Genomic DNA, 22,273 nt, shown 5'->3' on the forward strand with positions numbered 1-22,273 from the left:
ACTGTGGACCGACGGGACGGTCCACGGAGCTCTCACCCGGGGGGTCGTCGAACTCCGTGGACCGTCGTGCGGCCCGCAGCGAGCCTCAGCCCGTGATCACTCTGCGGCGGAGACCTGCGAGAAGGCGTCCTCCGCCTCGCTGCGCAGCTCCTCCGACATCGGAGCGGAGCCGGCGGCGTCGGCGGCGGCGTTCTGGCCGTCCTCGGAGACGGTGTACTCGCCGAAGGCCTTGACGAGGTCCACGGTCTCCTGGCTGTCGTACTCGTTGCAGAAGATGTTGTAGGCCACCATCACGATCGGGTAGGTGCCCTCCTCGGTGGTGTCGCGCTCGAGGTCGAAGGCCATGTCGTTCTCGGCCTGGCCCTCAGCCTGCGGGGACATCTCGACGGCCTGGGCGGCCGCCTCCGGGGAGTACTCGACGTAGTCTCCGCCGACGCGGACGTCCACGGAGTTCAGCTCACCGATCTGACCGGCGTCGGCGTAGGTGATCGCGCCGTCGGTCTCGGAGGTCAGGTTGACCACGCCGGAGGTCTGCTGCGCCGACTCGGCGGACAGGTCCGAGGGCCAGTCGCCGGAGGCCTCTTCGGGCCAGGAGTCCGGGGCGGCGGCCTCGAGGTACTCGGTGAAGTTCTCGGTGGTGCCCGAGTCGTCGGCGCGGTGGACCACGGTGATCGAGGTGCTCGGCAGGTCGGCGTCCTCGTTCTGCTCCGCGATCGCCTCGTCGTCCCAGGAGGTGATCTCGCCGGCGAAGATCTCAGCGATGGTGTCGGCGTCCAGCTGCAGGCCGTCCTCGACGCCCTCGATGTTGTAGGCCACGGCGATCGGGGAGATGTAGGACGGGATGTGGAACGCGCCCTCGTCGCCGCAGACCTCCTTGGAGTCCTCCCACTCGTCGTCGTCCATCGCCGCGTCGGAGCCGGCGAAGTCGTACTCGCCGCCGAGCAGGCCGTCGCGACCGCCGCCGGAGCCGACGGAGGCGTAGTCGACCTGGGCGTTGGGAGCGACCTCCATGAACTGCTGGGTCCACTCGGTCATGGCGGACTCCTGCGACGAGGCGCCGCCGCCGCTGAGCGTGCCCTCGACCTCCTCGGCCGAGACCTCCTCGCCGTTCTCGCCGTTCTCTTCGTCGCCGCCGTTGCCGTTGCAGGCAGTCAGCGCCAGGGCGGTCACGGACAGGAGAGCCGCAGCGCGGCCGAAGTGAGTAACCTTCACAGTTGTCCCTCTCTGAGGTGTCTGAAGCCCGATCGGGCGCAGAGATCATGCAGATGTGCGTGCTCCCCCGTCGGCCCATGAGGACACGACTGTCGGCGAGCGGCTCCTACGTTAGGTAGGGCAGGTGTCCAGGAAAGGCTCAGAAGATGACCTGCTCCTCGCTCGGAGGTGAACTCTGGGTGAACCGAGCCGGCCTCGTCGCAGACCGTAGACTTGCCGTGATGACGCCCCCAGCCGCACCTCAGCCCGAGACTCACCTCTCCGAGCCGCCCGCAGACCGGAGCACGGCCGAATCCTCACGTCCCCGGTTCGTCCTGCGCCGGGCCCGCACCCCGGACGTGCGTAGGATCCTCGACCTCGCACGCCCGCTGGTGGAGCGGCGGGTGCTGGTGGCCAAGGAGGCCGTGTCCTACTACGAGTCGCTGCAGGAGTTCCATGTGGCCGAGTCGGACGGCGGCGACGTCGTCGGCTTCGGGGCGCTGCACGTCATGTGGGAGGACCTCGCCGAGGTGCGCACCCTGGCCGCCGCCGAGGACTGGCTGGGCACGGGCGTCGGGGGCGCCCTGCTGCACCGGCTCCTCGACGACGCCCGGGAGCTGGGCGTCTCACGGGTGTTCTGCCTGACCTTCGAGGTGGAGTTCTTCACCCGCCACGGCTTCCGGATCATGGAGAACCAGGAGCAGGTCGACCCGGAGGTCTACTCCGAGCTGCTGCGGTCCCAGGACGAGGGCGTCGCCGAGTTCCTCGACCTCGCCCGGGTGAAGCCGAACACGCTGGGCAACACCCGCATGATCATCGACCTCTGAGGTCCGCCTCACAGGTGGGGCAGGTGCTCCACCGCCTCCTCATGGGGCATCCCCACCGCGACCAGCAGGTCCACCACCATCGGACGCAGCAGCATCACCATCGCCTCGCCCTCCAGAGTGCTGATCGACAGGCGCTCGGGGTGCAGATCCTCGGCGATCGCCGCCAGCCGCTCCTGCGCCGCCGCGGTCCTTCGCCGGTACCCGCGGCCGGGGTCCTGGACCGCCTCGGCCATCAGTGCGGAGGCGTCCCCGAGGTCGTCGAGCACGGCGGCGAGCCCCTGCGAGCCCTCATCGGAGAGGGCGGCATGGTCGATGACGCCCACCGCCCGACGGGCGACGACTCGCAGGCTGCGCACGGCCAGGTCCATCTGATCGGCCACCCGGTCCATCCGCCGGACGTAGTGGCGGTGCCGCCGATAGGCCGGGGAGTACAGGGTCAGCTCCTTGGCGGAGGCGACGGCGTCGGAGGCCTCGTCGAGCTGCTGCTGCATGGCCCGCGACCGGATCAGCGCATGCCAGGCGTCCCGGGACTCCGAGGTGCGGATCCCGGTCGCGAGCTCCCTGAGGCACCCGGTCAGCTCCTCCACCAGCCGCCCCAGCTCACGGATCGGCTCACGTCGGGGGTCGCGCGGGGTGAGCAGCGCGATGAGCATGGCCACCACTCCCCCCACCACTGCGTCCATGCTCCGGGAGAACGGACCGAAGATCCCCGACTCCGGGGCCGGGATCAGGACGACCAGCAGGGACTGCAGCCCCATCTGCATCGCCAGCAGCGGGCTGCGGTCCAGGAAGCGCGCCAGCATGATCGCCACGAACAGCACCAGGCTCGCGGTGACCAGATTGCGGCCGAGCACGTGCAGGACCATGTCCCCGATGAGGATGCCCAGGGTGCAGCCGATGCCGACCTCCAGCACCTTGCGCAGCCGCGGCTCCCGCGAGAACCCCAGGGCGATGAGCGCGGCGATGGCGGCGAACAGCGGCGCCTCATGGCCGAGGACCTGTTCAGCGATGGTGTAGGCGCCGACCCCGGCCAACGTCATCTGCAGGGCGGGGACGATCGAGTACCGGGACCGCACGGCGCCGGACCGGCTGCGGGCGGCCAGGGCCCGGGCGGCGTCACCGGTGCCGCGCCGAAGGCGGTGCAGCGTGCCCCGCCCACCGCGGGCGCCCTGTGCGTCCTGCGCCGAGGCCCGCAGCTGCGCCTCGTTCGGGGTGCGCAGGGCCGTGGTGTCCGTGGTGGGCTCGTGTGGGTCCGGGCCGGGGGTCTGGGAGCTCACCCTCCGAGTCTATTCCCCGGCGCCCGAGGGTCCGCGCGAACATCCGGGCGAGGGTCCCGGCGAGGGTCCGGACGAGATCGTCCGACGTGGTCGCTCAGCCGAGACGGAACTCATGCGGCTCGGAGGTGATGCCGCTGAGCCTGACGGTGAGCTCATAGGTCCCCGACTCCAGCTCCGCCGGCTCCGAGCAGTCCACCGAGGAGTCCGAACGCGGCCAGTTCACCTGGGCACGCTCCAGCTGCCCGGGCTCCAGGTCGATCTCCATGCTGGCGTCGTCCTCGGAGCACTGGGCCGTGGTGAATACCTCACGGCCCTGGTGGCTCACCGCGAACTCCTGCTGCCCGGTGCCGACGTCGACGGAGCAGCCGTCGGATCCGGTGTTCTCGATGGACATCACCAGCAGCGGGGCCTCGTCCGCGGCATAGCCGTCCGAGCCGGTGGAGGCGGTGACCGAGATGTCGGCCGGGTCGCAGCTGCCCTCGACGGCGTCCTCGTCGCCGGTGCCGTCCACCGAGGTGTCCTCGGCGTCCTCGGTCTCCGTGCCGGTATCGGCGTCGTCGGCGCCTCCGCCTGCGGTGACGTCGTCCTCGACGTCCTGCCCCTCCTCGGCGACGGTCTCGTCCTCACCGCCCATGATCCACGTGACCAGGGCGGAGATGCCCCAGGCCACCCCGACCAGCACCAGGAACGCCAGCACCCCGGCCACGATGCGGCGACGGCGGTAGACCGCGGCGGACTCGCGCGGAGGACGACCTTCAGACATGACATCCAGGATATCGGTGGGCGGGGACGTCTGCCGGTGACATGCGCCGGTCCCTCCATAGACTGGTCGGGATGACCGCACCGCGCCTCTCCGACACAGACGCCGACCCAGGCTCCGACACGGGGTCCGACACAGGCTCCGACGCCGATCGCCGCGCCGTCCTCCGGGCCGGCGCCGACGTCGCCCCACCCTCGCCCGAGCGGGTCCACCGACGTGTGGTCGACTGGTTCGGGGAGGCCGCCCGCGATCTGCCCTGGCGACGACCGGAGTGCACACCGTGGGGCGTGCTGGTCTCCGAGATCATGCTCCAGCAGACACCTGTGGCACGGGTGCTGCCCCGCTGGGAGGTGTGGATGCAGCGGTGGCCGACCCCGACCGACTGCGCCCGTGCCGACCCCGCCGAGATCCTCACCGTCTGGGACCGCCTCGGCTACCCGCGGCGCGCCCTGCGTCTGCAGTCCGCCGCCCGGGCGATCGTCGACGAGCACGCCGGCGTCGTCCCCGAGACCGCCGACGAGCTGCGCGCGCTTCCGGGGATCGGCGAGTACACCGCCGCAGCCGTCGCCTGCTTCGCCTTCGGCCGGCCCGAGACCGTGGTCGACACGAACATCCGTCGCGTCCACACGCGGGTGTTCTCCGGCGCGGCCCTGCCCGGACCCACGTACACGGCCGCCCAGCGGCGGCTCGCCCACGACCTGATGCCCGCGGCCGACCACGACGGCGGTGCCCTGGCCTGCGCCTGGAACGCGGCGACCATGGAGCTCGGAGCCCTGATCTGCACGGCACGCTCCCCGCAGTGCGCCGTCTGTCCGGCGGCGGACCTGTGCGCCTGGCGCGCCGCCGGCTCGCCCCCGCCCACGGAGTCCCAGCGCACGCGCGGGCAGTCCTGGAAGGGCACGGACCGGCAGGTGCGCGGCGCGATCATGGCGGCGCTGCGGGACGGGGCGGCCGACGCCGGGGCGGAACCGGGGACCGTGCCGGCGACCGTGCCGGCGACTGTGCCGGCGACCGTGCTGCTGGACGGGCTGGACCTGCCGGAGGCCTCCGCCGAGCAGCGGCGCCGCTGCCTGGACTCGCTGGTCGCCGACGGCCTCGCCGCCCGCGGCGGAGAGCCCGGGTCCGCACAGGAGCGGATCGGCCTGCCCGGCACCCTCTGACCGGCCCCTCCCCGTGCTCTTCCCCTCCCCCTTCCCATCGGTTGGGCGCTCCGCGTCGCCGACACGCCCGAAACACGCCGTCTGAGCGACGCCGAACGCCCAACCGATGGGTGGTGGGGCACGGTGTCAGAGGGCGCGGATAACCTGGGGGCATGGCCACACGTACCTCCTCGCGCTCCGGATCCCGTGCGAAGTCGAAGCCCACCTTCGAGTGCGGCGAGTGCGGCTGGCAGACGGTGAAGTGGGTCGGCCGATGCCCGGAGTGCCAGTCCTGGGGCACCGTGGAGGAGAAGGGCCAGGCGGTGGCCCGCACCACGGCCGCCTCCTCGCTGACCACCCCCGCACAGGTGATCGCCGAGGTCGACGCCTCCCAGGCGGAGTTCCGCGCCACCTCGGTCGGTGAGCTCGACCGGGTGCTCGGCGGCGGCCTGGTGCCCGGTGCGGTGATCCTCATGGCCGGTGAGCCGGGTGTGGGCAAGTCGACGCTGCTGCTGCAGGTGGCGGCCGCGGCGGCGAAGACCCGTCCCGCCGAGCCGGTCCTGTACCTCACCGGTGAGGAGTCGGCCTCGCAGGTGAAGAAGCGCGCCGAACGGATCGACGCCGTCGCCGACTCCCTCTACCTGGCCTCGGAGACCGACCTGGGCCAGGCGCTGGGACAGATCGAGACGGTGGGCCCGCAGCTGACCATCATGGACTCGGTGCAGACGCTGTCCTCGTCGGAGGTCGACGGCGCCGCGGGAGGCGTGACGCAGATCCGTGAGGTGACCGCGTCGATGATCGAGGCGGCGAAGCGGCGGAACATGACCACGATCCTGGTCGGGCACGTCACCAAGGACGGGTCGATCGCCGGACCTCGGATGCTCGAGCATCTGGTGGACGTGGTGTGCCAGTTCGAGGGAGACCGCCACTCGCGGCTCCGTCTGCTCCGCGCGGTGAAGAACCGCTACGGCCCCACCGACGACGTCGGCTGCTTCGACCTCACCGAGGACGGGCTGGAGTCGCTGGCCGACCCGTCGGGGCTGTTCGTCTCCGCGCTCACCGAGCGGGTCCCGGGCACCTGCATCACCATCACCCTGGAGGGGCGGCGGCCGCTGACCGCCGAGGTGCAGGCGCTGGTGGCCGAATCGCAGGCCTCGCAGCCGCGGCGGGCGGTGAGCGGGCTGGACTCCGCCCGGGTGTCGATGCTGCTGGCCGTGCTGCAGCGGCGGGCGAAGCTGGCCACGCTGATGAAGTCCGAGACCTACGTGGCCACCGTCGGCGGGGTGCGCATCGCCGAGCCGGCCGCCGACCTCTCCATCGCCCTGGCGGTCGGGTCCGCCGCGCTGGAGAAGCCGCTCCCGAACCGGTTCGTCGCCTTCGGCGAAGTGGGGCTGGCCGGTGAGGTGCGACAGGTGCCGGGACTCCGACAGCGCCTGCAGGAGGCCCATCGGCTGGGCTTCACCCACGCCATCATCCCGCGGGCCTCGGGCGGGGGTCAGCAGGATGTGGTGCCGGAGGGGATGCGGGTCCGGGAGGTCGGCTCCCTGCAGGAGGCCATGGCACTGGTGCTCGGCGGAGAGTGAGTCGCCCCGACTGTTCTACGCCTCGTAGAATGGGGGGTCGGTCCGCTCCGTCGTCGTCACTCCTGAGGAGTCCTGTGTTCCGCGCCCCCAAAGACCTCTTCCGCGTCATGGCCTTCGCCGAGGCCGTGTCCTGGACCCTGCTGATCGGCGGGATGATCCTGCGCGCCACCCACGACCTCGACGTCGCGGTGACCGTCGGCGGCGGGATCCACGGGTTCGTGTTCCTGGCCTACGGGGCCACCGCCGTCATCGTGGCGAAGAACCAGCGCTGGGGACCGGTCCCGGCGGCCGTGGCGATCGTCTCCGCAGTGATCCCCTACGCCACCGTGCCCACCCACTTCTGGCTGAGCCGCTCCGGCCGTCTGGAGGGCGACTGGCGGCACGAGCCGACCGACCACTCCCGTGACCACACCTGGCACGACCGCCTGCTGCGTGCCCTGCTCCACCACCCCGTGAAGTTCGGCATCGGTATCTCGGCACTGGTGATCCTCACCTACGTGGTCCTGCTGCAGGTCGGACCGCCCGTCGACATCAGCCCCGAGGGCTGAGTCCGGCCCTTCCACAGAGGCCCTCCGATCACTGACGGATCCGGCCGGTCTCCACAGGGAAGGCCGGCACGGATGCCGGCAGCTCGACGGTGTCGGATCATCGCGGCATGCTGACCGCTGACCCCGGGCGTCCGCCCGCACCGCTGCTGTCCACCGCGTGGGTCCCGTCCTCTGAGGCTGAGCGCCTTGCGCGCTCTGCACGACGAGGGGACCTGATCCGACTCGCCCTAGGAATGTTCACCTCGTCGGAGGTCTGGCGGGAGCTCGCCCCCTGGGATCGCCACCTCCTCACTGTCGCAGCCGTCTCCGCAAGGAGTCCGGAGGCGGTGCTGTGCCGCGAGACGGCGCTGCTGATCCACGGATTGCCGGTGGTCCGCACGCCGAAGCATGTCCACATCCGCACATCCCGCCCCGAACGAGCCGGTCGGGACCACGGCCCTACCCTCACCACAGGAGTTCCGCGGCTCTTCCGCCACGAACCGGCACTGCCGCGCGGGACGAGCCGTCGCACGGCCCGGGAGCAGCACCGAGCGGGGACAGGGCTCGACTCGATCCGCGTCGCCCTGCCGCCGACGGCGCGCGCTCCCCAGGACCTGAGGGTTCGGGTCGACCCGCTGTCTCTGACCGTGTTCGACACCGTCCCCCGCATGCCCGGGGGCGCGGCGCTGGCTGTGATGGATGCGCTGGCAGGTCGGTCCTCCGACGATCCTCCCTGGGAGACGGAGGCGTTCGTCGCCCAGCGGCCGATGTTGGGACCACGTCGCCGTGAGGCCCAGTTCGATGAGCTCGCCGAACTGGCCGACGCCCGCAGCGGATCGCCCGGGGAGTCGGTCTCCCGATGGGTCCTCCACCGACACGGACTGGCCACGCCGAGCCTGCAGCATCCCATCACGCTGCGGGGCGGCGGCACGGCCTACGCCGACTTCGCCTGGGTGGAGGCCGGAGTCCTCGGAGAGTTCGACGGTCTGACGAAGTACTCCGGGATCCTGGACAGTCGTCCGCCGGCCGACGTCGTCGTCGCCGAGAAGCTCCGGGAGGATGCGCTCCGGGCGCAGGGCTGGACCGTCGTGCGTTGGGTGTGGTCGGATCTCCAGAACCCCGAGCGGCTCGTCGCGAGGCTCCTGCGCGCCGGTGTCCCGCCGGCCTGAACCCGGACCCGCGACGTTCCTCATCGTCATCGAGTCATCCGGCCGCTTCTGCAGGATCCCCGCACAAAATGGGTCGGATCCCGCAGAACATGCTGGAAGACCGCGCCTGGGGCGGGACGAGGACGACGCAGGGCCCGGGGGACGGATCCCCCGGGCCCTGCGGTGCGTATGACGCGGAGCGGCCGCTCAGCTCTCGAGCGCCGCCGGCTGGTCGGCGGGCTCGATCTGCTCCTTCGGCTCGCTCCAGTCGAAGGTGAGCTCGCGCTCGTCGCCCTCACCCTCGACGTCGATGGAGATCTCCGCGCCCTCCGGGATCTCGCCGAAGAGGATGCGCTCGGAGAGCTGGTCCTCCACCATCGTCTGGATGGTCCGACGCAGCGGGCGAGCACCCATCGAGGGGTCGTAGCCCTTCTCGGCGAGGAGCTGCCGCGCCGGCTGGGAGATCTCCATGGTCATGGACTGCTCCGCCAGCCGGTCCCGCAGCTTCTTCACAAACAGGTCCACGATCTTCACGATCTCGTCCTGGTCCAGCTGCGGGAAGACGATGGTGTCGTCCACACGGTTGAGGAACTCGGGTCGGAAGTGCTGACGCAGCTCCTCGTTGACCTTGCCCTTCATCCGCTCGTAGTTGGTGGTCGTGTCCGTCGAGGACTGGAAGCCGGTCATCACGCCCTTGGAGATGTCCTTCGTCCCCAGGTTGGTGGTCATGATGATGACCGTGTTCTTGAAGTCCACCACGCGACCCTGCGAGTCGGTCAGTCGACCGTCCTCGAGGATCTGCAGCAGCGAGTTGAACAGGTCGGCGTGGGCCTTCTCCACCTCGTCGAAGAGCACGACGGAGAACGGCTTGCGGCGCACCTTCTCGGTGAGCTGACCGCCCTCCTCGTACCCGACGTAGCCGGGAGGGGCGCCGAAGAGCCGGGAGACGGTGTGCTTCTCCGAGAACTCCGACATGTCCAGGGTGATCAGGGCCTCCTCGTCGCCGAAGAGGAACTCCGCCAGCGTCTTGGCCAGCTCGGTCTTCCCGACGCCGGTCGGGCCGGCGAAGATGAACGAGCCCGACGGGCGGTTCGGGTCCTTCAGGCCGGCGCGGGTGCGGCGGATCGCCCGCGAGAGCGACTTCACCGCCTCGTCCTGGCCGATGACCCGCTTGTGGAGCTCGTCCTCCATCCGCTTGAGGCGGTCGGACTCCTGCTCGGTGAGCTTGAACACCGGGATGCCGGTGGAGAACGCCAGGACCTCAGCGATCAGGTCGGCGTCGACCTCCGCGATCTCGTCCATCGAGCCGTTCTTCCACTCGTCCTCCTTCTGCTGGCGCTGCTCGACGAGCTTCTGCTCGTCGTCGCGCAGCCGGGCCGCACCCTCGAAGTCCTGGGCGTCGATCGCGGCCTCCTTCTCACGGCGGACGTCGTCGATCCTCCCGTCGAACTCCTTGAGCTCCGGCGGAGCGGTCATCCGCTGGATGCGCAGCCGGGCACCGGCCTCGTCGAGGAGGTCGATGGCCTTGTCCGGCAGGTAGCGGTCGTTGACGTACCGGTTGGCCAGCGAGGCGGCGGCCTCCAGCGCGTCCTCGGAGATGGACACCTTGTGGTGGGCCTCGTAGCGGTCGCGCAGCCCGCGCAGGATCTGCACGGTGGTCTCCACCGAGGGCTCCTCCACCTGGATCGGCTGGAAGCGGCGCTCCAGGGCGGCGTCCTTCTCGATGTGCTTGCGGTACTCGTCGAGGGTGGTCGCGCCGATGGTCTGCAGCTCGCCGCGGGCCAGCATCGGCTTGAGGATGTTGGCCGCGTCGATCGCGCCCTCGGCGGCACCGGCACCGACCAGGGTGTGGATCTCGTCGATGAAGAGGATGATGTCACCCCGGGTGCGGATCTCCTTGAGCACCTTCTTCAGGCGCTCCTCGAAGTCACCGCGGTACCGGGAGCCGGCCACCAGGGAGCCGAGGTCCAGGGTGTAGAGCTGCTTGTTCCGGAGGATCTCCGGGACGTCGCCGCTGACGATGGCCTGCGCCAGACCCTCGACGACGGCGGTCTTGCCCACACCGGGCTCACCGATGAGCACCGGGTTGTTCTTGGTGCGGCGGGAGAGCACCTGCATCACGCGCTCCCGCTCGTAGTCGCGGCCGACCACCGGGTCCAGCTGCGCCTCGCGGGCGGCTGCGGTCAGGTTGCGGCCGAACTGGTCCAGCACCACCGAGCCCGACGGCGTGCCGCCCTCCTGCGAGCTCTGTCCGACTCCGGCTCCGGCCTTCTCCTGGCCGCCCCCCTGGTAGCCGGAGAGCAGCTGGATGACCTGCTGGCGGACCTTGTTGAGGTCGGCGTTGAGCTCGACGAGGACCTGCGCGGCCACGCCCTCGCCCTCGCGGAGCAGGCCGAGCAGGATGTGCTCGGTGCCGATGTAGTTGTGTCCGAGCTGCAGCGCCTCGCGCAGGGACAGCTCGAGGACCTTCTTGGCGCGCGGGGTGAAGGGGATGTGTCCGCTGGGCGCGTTCTGGCCCGGCCCGATCTTCTCCTGCACCTTCTCCCGGACGCCGCCGAGGGAGATGTCCAGGGACTCCAGGGCCTTTGCCGCCACACCTTCACCCTCATGGATGAGGCCGAGCAGGATGTGCTCGGTGCCGATGTAGTTGTGGTTGAGCATGCGGGCCTCTTCCTGGGCCAGCACCACCACGCGGCGCGCGCGGTCTGTGAATCTCTCGAACATCGCCAATGACACTCCTCGCGTTGATATCCACCTCTGATGCTACGGGGCGCTGGGCCTCGGCGGGCCGGTGTTCGCCAGCGGGAGAAGTCCCCGACGACGTCGGGCCCGTCCGGGAGCCGGTCACCGTCCCGAGAGCCGGTTCCACAGGGCGGCGTCGAAGCGCTCCGGGGCGATCGCGCACATGTGGCGCACCGCGTGGTCGAGCTTGGCCCGCCAGATCCGCGCGGCGTCGTCGCCGCCGCCGTCGAGCACCGCGGCCAGGAGACGACGATCGTCGGCGAGGATGCGGTCCGCCGCCGGCCCGTAGTCCAGCTGCAGCACGGCGATGAACATCTGGACCCGCAGGGTGAGCTCGTGGAACGCCTCCGCCGACTGCCGCAGCCCGGAGGCCTCCGCCATCGCCCGCTGGAAGCGCAGGTCGGCCTGGTCCACCTCGACGGCGACGCCGACCTCGTGAGCCTCCCGCAGCCGATCCAGCGCGGCGCGCATCGGCAGCAGCCGGTGCCGGGGACGGGCCGCCGCCCCGCGCAGCAGCACCTGTCCCAGCTGCAGCCGGGCGGCGTAGACGTCGATGACGTCGGCCCCCTGGACGGCGGCCACCGCGTGCCCCGGGCTGCGCCGCTCCACCAGTCCCCGGGCCGCCAGCTGCGTCAGTGCACCGCGCACCGCGCCGGGGCCCATGCCGGTGCGGGATCCCAGACGTCCGGGCGGGATGCGGTCCCCTGGTCGCAGCCCGGCGTCGGCCACCTCGCCGCGCAGCGCCGTCGCCAGCCGCTCACCCGGGGGGAGGTCCTCGGTCGCATGGTGATCTGAGTCAGAATCCCGGCGATCGGGGAGACGACCGTCACGGTGCCAGCTCAGTCCCCGCAGACCCCGATGGGCCCGGGAGGCCACCTCGCGCAGCAGCGGGCCCGGCACCGCATCCTCCTGCGGGACGCAGTCCGCCAGCGCGTCGGCGACATCGCGGAGTCCGGCCGCCCACTCCGGGCCCGTCGGCCGGAGCTCCACCACCGCACCCCCGCCCACCGGGATCGGGACACGAGGAGACTCCGAGTCCCGGGGACGGTCCGCAGGCTGCGGCGCACCGCCGGCGACCCACAGTCCCGCCATCAGCGCCGCCGCACGGCGTCGGACCCGGATGTTCGACTGACCGGGACCTTCGCCGGCAGAGGCGGGCGCGGGGCCGAACTCCACCCGGATCACGCCGTGCCTCTCCTCCACCGCGACGAGTCGCAGCCTCCGACGCGCGCGTCCGGCCTCCCCTCCGGCGTCCTGCCCGGCGTCCCGCGCGCGGCCCGGATCGACGCCGCCGCCGCGGATCCGACGCACCGACCGGCTCACCAACGACTGGCTCAGACCGACCATCGCGGCGATCTCCCGGGTGGAGTACGCCGAGGCGCCCGCCCGCGGTCCGGCGGCGGCGAGCACACTGGCGACGACGTCGTCGGCCGTCTCCTGGATCCGGGGTCTGCCCCGCGGCCGCACCGTGGCACTCATCCTGTCATTCTGACTCAGAAGCCTCCGATGATCGACTCCGCCCTTCATCCCCGCCCGCCCGACCCGCCACACTGGAGACCTGACGCCCCGGTCCGCCCCGGACCGTCGCCCACCGCAGGAGGACCCATGACTTCGCGACGCCCCGCCTTCGGCGGCCCCGTCGACTCCCCCATCGACACCGACCTGTCGCGCCTCACCGAGGCCGCCGTCGAAAAGGTCACCGAGTGGCTCGAAGAGACCCGGCGCTCCGGGATCAGGCCTCCGGCCGCGGCCAAGCGTCTGGCCGCCGTGCTCAGCCATCCCCGCGGCCTGGAGTTCACGGTCGGCTTCGTCGACCGCGTCATCCGCACCGAGGACACCCGCGCCGCCGCCACGGCGCTGAAGGAGCTCGGTTCCATCGCCCCGGACACCCTCTCCGCGGCCGACCGGGCACAGATCTCCGCCGGGTCGAAGCTCGGCCCGCTGCTGCCCGACGTCGTCGTCCCCGCGGCGCGCTCCCGCATGCGTTCGATGGTCGGGCACATGGTCGTCGACGCCCGGGACAGGCCGTTCGGCAAGGCGGTGGCCGCCATCCGCGAGCACGGCCACAACCTCAACATCAACCTGCTCGGCGAGGCCGTCCTCGGCGACGACGAGGCCGACCACCACCTGGAGGACGCCCGCCGTCTGCTGCGCCGCGAGGACGTCGACTACGTGTCCATCAAGGTCTCGTCGGTGGCCTCCCAGCTGTCCATGTGGGGCTTCGAGGACACCGTCGACTACGTGGTCGAGCGCCTCATCCCCATGTACCAGGAGGCCGCCGAGGCTCCGGCCGGCACCAAGTTCATCAACCTGGACATGGAGGAGTACCGGGACCTGCACCTGACCATCGCGGTCTTCGAGCGGCTGCTCTCCCGCCCCGAGCTGACGCACCTCGAGGCCGGCATCGTGCTGCAGGCCTACCTCCCCGACGCCCTCGGTGCGATGCGGCGGCTCGCCGCGTTCGCCGCCGATCGCGTCGACGCCGGCGGAGCGGGCATCAAGGTCCGCCTGGTCAAGGGCGCCAACCTGGCCCTGGAGGTCGCCCACGCCGAGGTCGCCGGATGGCCGCGTGCGGTCTGCGACTCCAAGGAGCACTCCGACGCCAACTACAAGCTGGTGCTGCACTGGCTGCTGGAGGCCGAGCGGATGAAGGGCGTACGCCTGGGGGTCGCCGGGCACAACCTCTTCGACATCGCCTTCGCCCACCTGCTCGGCGCCGAGCGCGGAGTCGGCGACCGGCTCGAGTTCGAGATGCTCCAGGGCATGGCCGCCGACCAGGCCGAGGCCGTCAGCGGCGACGTCGGCCGGCTGCTGCTCTACGTCCCCGCGGTGCGCCCGCAGGAGTTCGACGTCGCCATCTCCTATCTGGTGCGTCGGCTGGAGGAGAACGCCTCCTCCGAGAACTTCATGTCCGGCATCTTCGACCTCGCACCCGGCTCCGAGGTCTTCGAGCGCGAGGCCGACCGATTCCGCTCCTCCGTGGAGGACCTCGAGGACCGTCTGCGCCGCGACGGCCACACCCCGCCGCCGCCCCAGCACGGTCAGGACCGCCCGGCCGAGGCCGAGGACCCCGAGGGTGAGCCCGTCGAGCTGCCCACCTACCCGCACGGCGTGCCGGAGTTCGTCAACGAGCCGGACACCGACGTCTCCCTGCCGGCGAACCAGCAGTGGGCCCGCGACATCGCCGCCCGGGCCGCCGATCCGGCCTGGCTGAGCCGCCAGCCGGTCCCGCTGAACCTGGAGTACGACGACGTCGACGACCTCGTCGCCGTCGCCCGGGACGCCGGTCGGAGGTGGGCGGCCCGCCCGACCGCCGAGCGCGCCGAGATCCTGTACCGGGCCGCGGACCTGATGAACGCCCGACGCGGCCACCTGCTCACCGTGGCCGCCGCCGAGGCCGGCAAGTCGCTGGAGCAGACCGACCCCGAGGTCTCCGAAGCGATCGACTTCGCCCGCTACTACGCCCACTCGGCCCTGGCGCTGGAGGACGTCGAGCACGCGGAGTTCACCCCGGACCGAGTGGTGCTGGTGACCCCGCCGTGGAACTTCCCGCTGGCGATCCCCTTCGGCTCCACCGTCTCTGCGCTGGCCGCAGGTGCGGCGGTCATCCACAAGCCGTCGAAGCCCACGCCGCGCTGCTCCACGGCGCTGCTCGAGATCCTCTGGGAGGCGGGAGTCCCCCGCGACGTCCTGCACGGGATCTACCCGGACGAGCGGGACGTCGGGAAGAAGCTGGTCAGCCACGACGGCGTCGACCGGGTCATCCTGACCGGCGCCTCGGAGACGGCGGCCATGTTCCGCTCCTGGAAGCCGGACCTGCGGATCAATGCCGAGACCTCCGGGAAGAACGCCCTGGTGGTCACCCCGGCGGCCGACCGCGATCTCGCCGTGGCCGACCTGGTGAAGTCGGCCTTCGGCCACGCGGGCCAGAAGTGCTCGGCGGCCTCGCTGGGCATCATGGTCGGCAGCGTCTACGGGTCCGAGCGCTTCCGTCGGCAGCTGATCGACGCCGCCTCCTCGCTGGTCGTCGACTGGCCGACCGACCTGAAGGCCTCGATGGGTCCGCTGACCGAGCTGCCCAGCGACAAGCTGCACCGTGCTCTCACCACCTTGGAGCCGGGTGAGTCCTGGCTCCTGGAGCCGCGTCAGCTCGACGACACCGGTCGGCTCTGGTCCCCCGGGATCAAGGAGGGCGTGAAGCCCGGCTCCTTCTTCCACATGACCGAGGTCTTCGGTCCCGTCCTCGGCCTGATGAGCGCGAAGGACCTCGAGGAGGCGATCGAGCTGCAGAACGCGGTGGACTTCGGCCTCACCGGGGGCATCCACTCCCTGGACCCGGAGGAGGTCCGCACCTGGGTGGACCGCGTCGAGGTGGGCAACGCCTACGTCAACCGCGGGATCACCGGCGCGATCGTCCAGCGCCAGTCCTTCGGCGGCTGGAAGCAGTCCTCCGTGGGGCTGGGGTCCAAGGCCGGCGGACCGAACTACGTCATGCTCTTCGGAGGGTGGAGCGACGACCCGCAGTACTCCGCGCCGGCCGTCGCGCCGGTCGACCACCCCGGGGTCAGCGCCCTGCTGGAGGCCTGTGAGGACTCCCGCGACCTGGCCGGGCACCTCGACGAGACCGCTCGGCGCCGACTCCGCCTGGCCGCAGCCGACGATGAGCGGCACTGGGACGCCGAGTTCGGCCGCGGCATCGACCGGACCGGGCTCGAGGCCGAGGCCAACATCTTTCGATACCGCCCCGAGGAGACGCTGCTGCGTGTGGCCGCCGACGCCCGGCCCGCCGACGTCGTCCGTGCCCTGCTGGCGGGACTGCGCGCCGGGACGCCGCTGGAGGTCTCGGTGGATCCGAAGGCGGACAAGGCCGTGGACAAGGTGCTGAAGGGGGCGTCCGCCGCGCTGAAGGGCACGGCCCCGCTGGACGTGTCCAAGTCGGCGGAGAAGAGGTTCGCCGCGGCCCTGCGCGCCGGAAAGCTGGACCGCGGGGTGGGACGACGGGTGCGCATCGTCGGTTCGGCGAGCACGACGCTGCGGGAGCAGCTGGTGGACCGCCCCGAGGTTGCGCTGCTCGACGACGAGGTCACCACCTCCGGGCGGGTGGAGCTGCGGTTCTGGACCAAGGAGCAGGCGGTGTCGATGACGCTGCACCGCTTCGGCAATCCGAGCCCGGCGTTCCACGCGCTCTCGGAGGAGCTTCAGGCCTGAGCGGCCCTCCCCCACGCATCGAGTCCCCGATCCCCGGCACAGTTCCGGGCCGAAACGGCCCGAACCGCTGCAGGGATCGGGGACTCGATGACTTTCGGGGTGCGTCCTGCTACGGGCGACGAGAGGTCTGAGCGGGGAGCTCCAGTCCTGAGGCGACGGCGAGGTCCTGCCAGGACATGCCCGTGCCCTTGAACACGTTCGGCCGGTCCTCGCGCCGCACGACCTCTCCGCGCACCAGATCCGCCAAGCCGTGCAGGTCGTCGCGGTCCAGGGCTCCCTCGCGCTCGGCGAGCACGATGTCCCCCGCCTCTCGCAGCGAGGTCTCCACGTCCTCCACGACCACCAGCGCACGACGCAGCAGCTCGCCCGGCAGCTCCCGACGATCGGGCTCGTGCGAACCGATCGCCGCCACGCAGGCACCGTCGCGGATCAGACCCGCGTCGAAGAGCGGCGCGGCGGCCGAGGTCGCGCAGACCACGACGTCGGCGGCCTCCACCGCATCGGCCTGCCCCACCCGAGCCTCGACCCCTCGAGCGGCCAGGGCGTCGACCGCCGTCTGCGCGCGTGCCGGGGTGCGCCCGACGAGGACGACGTCGTCGACCGGACGGATCCCGCGAATCGCCATGACGTGCTCCACGGCCTGCGGCCCGCTGCCGAAGACCACCAGGCGTCGCACCTCGGCGGGGGCGAGCCGGTCGCAGGCCGCCGCGGTCGTCGCGGGGGTGCGCAGTGCGGTGAGCACGGAGCCTTCGAGGCACAGCTGGGGGGTCAGCGTCTCGGCATCCATCAGCAGGTACATCGCCTGGATCCGGGGCAGCCCGCGCGACGGGTTATCCGGGGCGACGGAGGCGACCTTCACCCCGACCCGGCCGCTCAGCGCCGAGGGCATCAGCAGCAGGTGCCCCGCCCCTGCGGAGACGTGCTGCCGGGCCGGGTCCTCGGCCGGGTCGAAGCCGTCGACCAGCGCCTGCTCGATCAGCCTCCGCGCCCGATCCGGGGTGATCTGCCGACGCACCTCCTCCGCGGTGAGGAACGGCATCGAATCCTGGGATGACATGCTCATGGGGATCACTCGCTCCTGAAGCTCTCGACGATCTGCACCTCACCGCGCTGACGGATCAGCTCCGTCTCCCGCCGCGTCACGCTGCCGGCGGCCAGCACCGCGACCAGCGAGATGGCCGCCAGGATCATCAGGTACACCGCGATCGGGAACCAGGCGTTGTCGAACTGGGACAGCAGCCACGTGGCGATCAGCGGGGCGGTGCCCCCGGCGATGGCCGCACCGATCTGGTAGCCGAGGGTGACTCCGGTGTACCGCACCCGGGTGGTGAAGACCTCGGAGGTCATGGTGCCCAGCGTGGCGGTGATCGGCGGCCAGATGATGCCCAGCCCGAGGACCACTGCGACGAAGACCGCCCAGTCCATCTCGATGCCGACCAGCATGAAGAACCGGGCCGCGTAGAGCCCGATGCAGGCCGTGCCGACCAGGTAGACCGGCCGTCGGCCGAAGCGGTCGGACAGGGCGCCCATCACCGGGATCATGATGGTCGAGACCAGCGCGCCGAGGCTGACCGCGTTGAGCACGGTGGACTGTTCGAAGGTGAGCACACCGGTGGCGTAGCTGACCACGAACGTCGCGAAGATGTAGAACGGTGCGGTCTCGGTGATCTTCGCGCCGATGGCCACCAGCACGGAGCGCCAGTGGTCCCGCAGGGTGTCGGCGATGGGCAGCTTGGCGACGTCGCCGGTCTCCTTGGCCTCCCGGAACGCCGGCGTCTCGTCGAGGCCGTGGCGGATCCACAGCCCGATGACCACCAGCAGGATCGAGGCGATGAACGGCAGGCGCCAGCCCCAGGAGTCGAACTGTTCGTCGGGCAGCTGGGAGACCGCGGAGAACGCCAGGGTGGAGAGCAGCATGCCGATGGTGATGCCCATCTGCGGCACCGAGCCGAAGAATCCGCGGCGCTTCTCCGGCGCGTACTCGAAGGCCAGCAGCAGGGCTCCGCCCCACTCCCCTCCGATGGCGAGGCCCTGGACGATGCGGCAGAGGATGAGCAGGATCGGTGCGAGGACGCCGACCTGCTGATACGTGGGCAGCAGACCGATGGCCACGGTGGCCACGCCCATCATGGTCAGCGTGATGACCAGGGTCCGCTTCCGGCCGATGCGGTCACCGATGTGGGAGAAGATGACCCCGCCGAAGGGGCGGATGAAGAAGGTCAGCGCCAGCGACAGGTACGACAGCATCAGGCTGACCAGGGGATCCTGGGTGGGGAAGAAGAACCTGTCGAAGACGATGGCGGCGGCGGTGGCGTAGAGGAAGAAGTCGAACCACTCGATGGCGCTGCCGCTGAGACTTCCGATGAGCACCCGCCGATTGGTGGCGGGCCTGCCCATGCGTGACTGTTTCCGGATCAAAGGGGCCCCTCTGCTGTGCGGTGGGTCCGCCGGCCGGGCGACGCAGACGTGAGGCGGACCACAGGATGATCACCACACAGTACAATTTTACGTGGTACCGCACAACAGGGAGCAGTCCCGACGTCGACGTCGTCAGTCCTCCGAGCGGCCCGCCCAGACTCCGCGGACGTGGCCGAGATGACGGCGCATCAGCGATTCGACGGCCGCGCGATCACCGGCTTCGACGTGGTCGAGCAGCTCATGGTGCTCCCGCGCCGTGGCCGCCAGGGTCCCCGCCTCAGCCATGGCTCGCAGGCCGTAGAGACGGGTCCGACGCCGCAGCCGCCGCACCTCCTCGAGCAGGACCCGGTTGTCGAGGATCTCCAGCAGGCCGAGGTGGAACTCCATGTCGGCGCTGATGAACCGCTCCAGCTCCCCCGCCGATGCGGTCTCCATCAGCTCCTCGGCCAGACTCCGCAGACGGTCCAGGCTGCGACCGGCGGCGAGTTCGGCGGCCCGCCCGTGGGCGGGCACCTCCAGCAGCGCGCGGACTTCGGTGACCTCGGCCAGGGTGGCTTCGTCGAGTTCGACCACCCGATAGCCCCGGTGTCGCAGAGGTTCGACGAACCCCTCGCCGGCGAGCTCCATCATCGCTTCGCGCACGGGAGTGGGCGAGACGCCCAGCTGCTCGGCGAGCTTCGGGGCCGAATAGATCCGGCCCGGCTCCAGCTCTCCGGCGACCATGGCCAGCCGCAGCCGCTCCTCGACCTGCGCACGCAGACTCCGCCGCTCGCCCAGGGCGCCCACGCCTCGTTCCGCATCCACCATGCTCCGCCTCGACTCCTGCTCGACTCCCACTCGGCTCTGCGATCGGCTCACCGCTGCTCAGGCGACCATCCTCTCACCGTCGCCGCGGTCCCTTCCCGGCCGGCAGACGCATCGAGTCCCCGATCCCTGCAGCAGTTCAGGCCGTTTCGGCCCGGAACTGTGCCGGGGATCGGGGACTCGATGAGGGGCGTCGGCTCCCGTCGTCGACGGGTGCGGCCTCAGCGGCGCTTCGCGTTGCGATAGGCCTCCACGATGTCACGGTGCAGACGACCGCGGCTGGAGACCTGGTAGCCGTTCTTGACGGCCCACTCGCGGATCTTCCGCGCCTCGTTCTGCGGCGACGGCGGCGCCACCGCGCGTCCCCGTCGGATGTAGGGCTTCAGCGCATCACGCAGCTCCTTGGCGTGCTCCTCGCTGAGATCGATCTCGTAATGACGTGAATCGAGACCGAATGTCACGGTCTCCTTCGCCTCTGATCCGTCCAAGTCATCCACCAGGACGACCTCCACCTTCTGAGCCATGTCTTCTGTTCCTCACTGCTTCGACTTCACCGACGCACCCTGAGGCTGATCCGATCACGGATCACTGCCCCCACATGCCGGGATTCCGTTCTCGCACACTTCTGTTGAGCGGCTGTCATAGAACATATTCACAACTGCGAGATTGAGAGTCAAGTGAATGTAACTCAAAGTGTCATCCAGCCGGAAAACCTTGAGAAAACCTGAACTGCATCATCACGCAGAGTTCACGACGGCGTCGGTGAAGCATTCCCATAGTACTCCACAGCGCACCTGCCGGGCACTGTTGCTCCTGAGAATCATGCACTGCACGCACAAGCGCCGAATTCTCAACGAGGAGCATCACTCCTCGTCAGGTGCCCGAGACGTGGGAGCCTGCTCCCGTTCCGCCTCGAATTCCTCCCTCATCTCGGCCTCGCTGGCGCGCTCCCTACGGTCTGCGCGGAAGATGGCGCGGATCGCCAGCCAGAAGACCAGACCGACGCCGACGGACGGCGCCAACACCTCGAAATACGTCCAGAAATCCTCCATCACGACTCCTGTCCGTCCGAGGCCTCGGCCACCTCCGGCCTGAGCAGGGGGAAGAGGATGGTCTCGCGGATGCCCGCACCGGTGAACAGCATGACCAGGCGGTCGATCCCCAGTCCGATCCCACCCATCGGCGGAGCCCCGTATTCGAGGGCACGCAGGAAGTCCTCGTCGAACTGCATGGCCTCGTCGTCACCGCCTGCGGCCTTCCGGGACTGCTCGACCAGCCGTTCGCGCTGGATGACCGGGTCGATCAGCTCCGAGAACGCCGTACCGCGCTCCATGCCGCCGATGATGAGGTCCCAGGCCTCGATCACCCCGTCGACGGAGCGGTGCGGGCGGGCCAGCGGCTGCGCCGCCGGGGGGTAGTCGCAGACGAACGTCGGCTGGATCAGCGTCGGCTCCACGATCTCCCCGAAGAGCTCCATGACGAGCTTCTGCTCGTCCCAGGCCGGGTCCGTCGCGACCTCGAACCGCTCGGCGACGCCGCGCAGCGTCTCCGCATCGGTGTCCGGGGTGATCTCCTGCCCCACAGCCTCGGAGAGCCCCGGGTAGACGCCCAGCCAGCGCCACTCGCCGTCGAGGTCGATCATGCCGGCCTCGGTCTCAATCCGTCGGCCCGCACCGACCGCGTCGGCGGCGTCGAGGATCATCTCCCGCATCCGCTCGGCCATCGTGTACATGTCCGCCCAGGCCTCGTAGGTCTCCAGGGTGGTGAACTCGGGCGAGTGGGTGGAGTCCACCCCTTCGTTGCGGAAGACCCGTCCCATCTCATAGACCCTGTCGATCCCGCCGACCACCGCGCGCTTGAGATACAGCTCGGTGGCGATGCGCAGAGTCATGTCCTGGTCGAACGCGTTGAGGTGGGTGTGGAACGGGCGGGCCTGCGCCCCGCCGTGGATCAGGTTGAGCATGGGAGTCTCGACCTCCACGTAGCCGCGCCGGTGCAGGGTCTCACGGATGGAGCGGGTGATCGCCGCACGGCGGTAGACCATCTCACGGGCCTCGTCGCGGACGATGAGGTCGGCGTAGCGCTGCCGGACCCGGGTCTCCTCGTTGAGCTCGGCATGGAGGACCGGCAGCGGACGGATCGCCTTGGAGGCGATCTCGAAGGAATGCGCCATCACCGAGAGCTCGCCGCGTCGGGAGGCGATGACCTCCCCGGTCACGCGGACGTGGTCGCCCAGGTCCACCAGGGACTTCCAGTCGGCGAGCGCCTCCTCCCCGACCTCGGCCAGGGACAGCATCGCCTGCAGCCGGACCCCGCCGCCGTCGGCCCCGCCCTCCTGGAGGGTCGCGAAGCACAGCTTGCCGGTGTTGCGGACGAACATCACGCGCCCGGCCACCGAGACGACCTCCCCGGTGGAGGCGCCGGGCTCGAGGTCGCCGTGCGCCGCACGGACCTCGGCGAGGCTGTGGGTGCGCTCGACGGCGACCGGATAAGCCGGCACACCGCCCTGCAGGAGGCGGTCACGCTTGGAGGCGCGGACTGCACGCTGGTCGTTGGTGTCCAGCGCGTCGGAGTTCTCTGCGGACGGGTGCGGGGCGGCAGTGTTCTGGGAGCTCACGGGACGCCATTCTACGGGCCGGGGACGGCACT

General features: G+C 70.7%; 17 protein-coding genes. 6 read left to right on the forward strand and 11 right to left on the reverse strand.

Translation table 11 applies throughout. The features are described from left to right. Positions 1-96: 96 nt before the first annotated feature. Entirely contained in the window at positions 97-1,212 is a 1,116-nt protein-coding gene (gene pstS, locus N7E59_RS06980) for a phosphate ABC transporter substrate-binding protein PstS (protein ID WP_261624205.1), read from the reverse strand. Between the two features lie 221 nt (positions 1,213-1,433). Here pstS and N7E59_RS06985 point away from each other — a divergent pair, with 221 nt between their 5' ends. After that, a complete protein-coding gene (locus N7E59_RS06985; RefSeq protein WP_261624206.1) occupies positions 1,434-2,018 on the forward strand; it encodes an amino-acid N-acetyltransferase in 585 nt (194 codons plus the stop codon). Positions 2,019-2,026: 8 nt separating this feature from the next. Here the strand turns inward: N7E59_RS06985 and N7E59_RS06990 are convergent, their stop codons facing one another. Both N7E59_RS06990 and N7E59_RS06995 read right to left on the reverse strand, forming a co-directional pair. Beyond that, on the reverse strand, positions 2,027-3,295 hold the full coding sequence (locus N7E59_RS06990; RefSeq protein ID WP_261624207.1) for an FUSC family protein: 1,269 nt from the start codon (positions 3,293-3,295) through the stop codon (positions 2,027-2,029). 94 nt (positions 3,296-3,389) lie between these two features. After that, a complete protein-coding gene (locus tag N7E59_RS06995) occupies positions 3,390-4,058 on the reverse strand; it encodes a hypothetical protein (protein ID WP_261624208.1) in 669 nt (222 codons plus the stop codon). 71 nt (positions 4,059-4,129) lie between these two features. Between N7E59_RS06995 and N7E59_RS07000 the strand changes: the two genes are divergently transcribed. The 4 genes from N7E59_RS07000 to N7E59_RS07015 all read left to right on the forward strand — a co-directional run bounded on the left by N7E59_RS07000 (position 4,130) and on the right by N7E59_RS07015 (position 8,473). Further along, a complete protein-coding gene (locus N7E59_RS07000; RefSeq protein WP_261624209.1) occupies positions 4,130-5,215 on the forward strand; it encodes an A/G-specific adenine glycosylase in 1,086 nt (361 codons plus the stop codon). A 152-nt stretch (positions 5,216-5,367) separates the two neighbouring features. After that, positions 5,368-6,777 (forward strand): DNA repair protein RadA, encoded by a 1,410-nt coding sequence (radA, locus tag N7E59_RS07005; protein ID WP_261624210.1) that lies wholly within the window; start codon positions 5,368-5,370, stop codon positions 6,775-6,777. Positions 6,778-6,851: 74 nt separating this feature from the next. Continuing rightward, the gene (locus N7E59_RS07010; RefSeq protein ID WP_261624211.1) at positions 6,852-7,325 is read left to right on the forward strand and encodes a DUF3817 domain-containing protein; all 474 of its coding nucleotides are present in this window, start codon (positions 6,852-6,854) and stop codon (positions 7,323-7,325) included. Between the two features lie 107 nt (positions 7,326-7,432). After that, positions 7,433-8,473, forward strand: coding sequence for a hypothetical protein (locus N7E59_RS07015; protein WP_261624212.1), 1,041 nt, complete (start codon positions 7,433-7,435; stop codon positions 8,471-8,473). 186 nt (positions 8,474-8,659) lie between these two features. Here N7E59_RS07015 and N7E59_RS07020 read toward each other — a convergent pair whose 3' ends face one another. Together N7E59_RS07020 and N7E59_RS07025 are read right to left on the reverse strand one after the other, a co-directional pair. Further along, positions 8,660-11,176, reverse strand: a complete 2,517-nt coding sequence (locus N7E59_RS07020) for an ATP-dependent Clp protease ATP-binding subunit (RefSeq protein ID WP_261624213.1) — start codon at positions 11,174-11,176, stop codon at positions 8,660-8,662. Between the two features lie 120 nt (positions 11,177-11,296). After that, complete coding sequence (locus tag N7E59_RS07025) at positions 11,297-12,673, reverse strand: GntR family transcriptional regulator (RefSeq protein ID WP_261624214.1); 1,377 nt, start codon at positions 12,671-12,673, stop codon at positions 11,297-11,299. Positions 12,674-12,799: 126 nt separating this feature from the next. Between N7E59_RS07025 and N7E59_RS07030 the strand changes: the two genes are divergently transcribed. Then, positions 12,800-16,402: a proline dehydrogenase family protein gene (locus N7E59_RS07030; protein ID WP_261624215.1), complete on the forward strand. Its 3,603-nt coding sequence runs from the start codon at positions 12,800-12,802 to the stop codon at positions 16,400-16,402. A 109-nt stretch (positions 16,403-16,511) separates the two neighbouring features. Here N7E59_RS07030 and N7E59_RS07035 read toward each other — a convergent pair whose 3' ends face one another. The 6 genes from N7E59_RS07035 to lysS all read right to left on the reverse strand — a co-directional run bounded on the left by N7E59_RS07035 (position 16,512) and on the right by lysS (position 22,241). Further along, on the reverse strand, positions 16,512-17,465 hold the full coding sequence (locus N7E59_RS07035; RefSeq protein WP_315942998.1) for an ornithine cyclodeaminase family protein: 954 nt from the start codon (positions 17,463-17,465) through the stop codon (positions 16,512-16,514). 5 nt (positions 17,466-17,470) lie between these two features. Beyond that, positions 17,471-18,799, reverse strand: a complete 1,329-nt coding sequence (locus tag N7E59_RS07040; RefSeq protein ID WP_261624216.1) for an MFS transporter — start codon at positions 18,797-18,799, stop codon at positions 17,471-17,473. A 153-nt stretch (positions 18,800-18,952) separates the two neighbouring features. After that, positions 18,953-19,627 carry a GntR family transcriptional regulator gene (locus N7E59_RS07045; RefSeq protein WP_261624217.1) on the reverse strand — a complete coding sequence of 225 codons (675 nt, stop codon included), beginning with the start codon at positions 19,625-19,627 and terminating at the stop codon, positions 18,953-18,955. Between the two features lie 218 nt (positions 19,628-19,845). Then, entirely contained in the window at positions 19,846-20,148 is a 303-nt protein-coding gene (locus N7E59_RS07050; protein WP_261624218.1) for a histone-like nucleoid-structuring protein Lsr2, read from the reverse strand. A 339-nt stretch (positions 20,149-20,487) separates the two neighbouring features. Continuing rightward, a complete protein-coding gene (locus N7E59_RS07055) occupies positions 20,488-20,676 on the reverse strand; it encodes a hypothetical protein (protein WP_261624320.1) in 189 nt (62 codons plus the stop codon). Next, entirely contained in the window at positions 20,676-22,241 is a 1,566-nt protein-coding gene (gene lysS, locus N7E59_RS07060; RefSeq protein ID WP_261624219.1) for a lysine--tRNA ligase, read from the reverse strand. Before lysS ends, N7E59_RS07055 begins: the two co-directional genes overlap by 1 nt. Between the last annotated feature and the right edge of the window lie 32 nt (positions 22,242-22,273).

This window comes from Nesterenkonia marinintestina (genome assembly GCF_025420485.1).
GTDB lineage: Bacteria > Actinomycetota > Actinomycetes > Actinomycetales > Micrococcaceae > Nesterenkonia > Nesterenkonia marinintestina.

Excerpts from the sequence above, each read along its gene's own strand:
- N7E59_RS06985 (WP_261624206.1), top strand. The coding sequence starts at position 1,434 with ATGACGCCCCCAGCCGCACCTCAGCCCGAGACTCACCTCTCCGAGCCG.
- N7E59_RS06995 (WP_261624208.1), bottom strand. The coding sequence starts at position 4,058 with ATGTCTGAAGGTCGTCCTCCGCGCGAGTCCGCCGCGGTCTACCGCCGT.
- N7E59_RS07000 (WP_261624209.1), top strand. The coding sequence starts at position 4,130 with ATGACCGCACCGCGCCTCTCCGACACAGACGCCGACCCAGGCTCCGAC.
- radA (WP_261624210.1), top strand. The coding sequence starts at position 5,368 with ATGGCCACACGTACCTCCTCGCGCTCCGGATCCCGTGCGAAGTCGAAG.
- N7E59_RS07015 (WP_261624212.1), top strand. The coding sequence starts at position 7,433 with ATGCTGACCGCTGACCCCGGGCGTCCGCCCGCACCGCTGCTGTCCACC.
- N7E59_RS07020 (WP_261624213.1), bottom strand. The coding sequence starts at position 11,176 with ATGTTCGAGAGATTCACAGACCGCGCGCGCCGCGTGGTGGTGCTGGCC.
- N7E59_RS07025 (WP_261624214.1), bottom strand. The coding sequence starts at position 12,673 with ATGAGTGCCACGGTGCGGCCGCGGGGCAGACCCCGGATCCAGGAGACG.
- N7E59_RS07030 (WP_261624215.1), top strand. The coding sequence starts at position 12,800 with ATGACTTCGCGACGCCCCGCCTTCGGCGGCCCCGTCGACTCCCCCATC.
- N7E59_RS07035 (WP_315942998.1), bottom strand. The coding sequence starts at position 17,465 with ATGAGCATGTCATCCCAGGATTCGATGCCGTTCCTCACCGCGGAGGAG.
- N7E59_RS07040 (WP_261624216.1), bottom strand. The coding sequence starts at position 18,799 with ATGGGCAGGCCCGCCACCAATCGGCGGGTGCTCATCGGAAGTCTCAGC.
- N7E59_RS07045 (WP_261624217.1), bottom strand. The coding sequence starts at position 19,627 with ATGGTGGATGCGGAACGAGGCGTGGGCGCCCTGGGCGAGCGGCGGAGT.
- N7E59_RS07050 (WP_261624218.1), bottom strand. The coding sequence starts at position 20,148 with ATGGCTCAGAAGGTGGAGGTCGTCCTGGTGGATGACTTGGACGGATCA.
- N7E59_RS07055 (WP_261624320.1), bottom strand. The coding sequence starts at position 20,676 with ATGGAGGATTTCTGGACGTATTTCGAGGTGTTGGCGCCGTCCGTCGGC.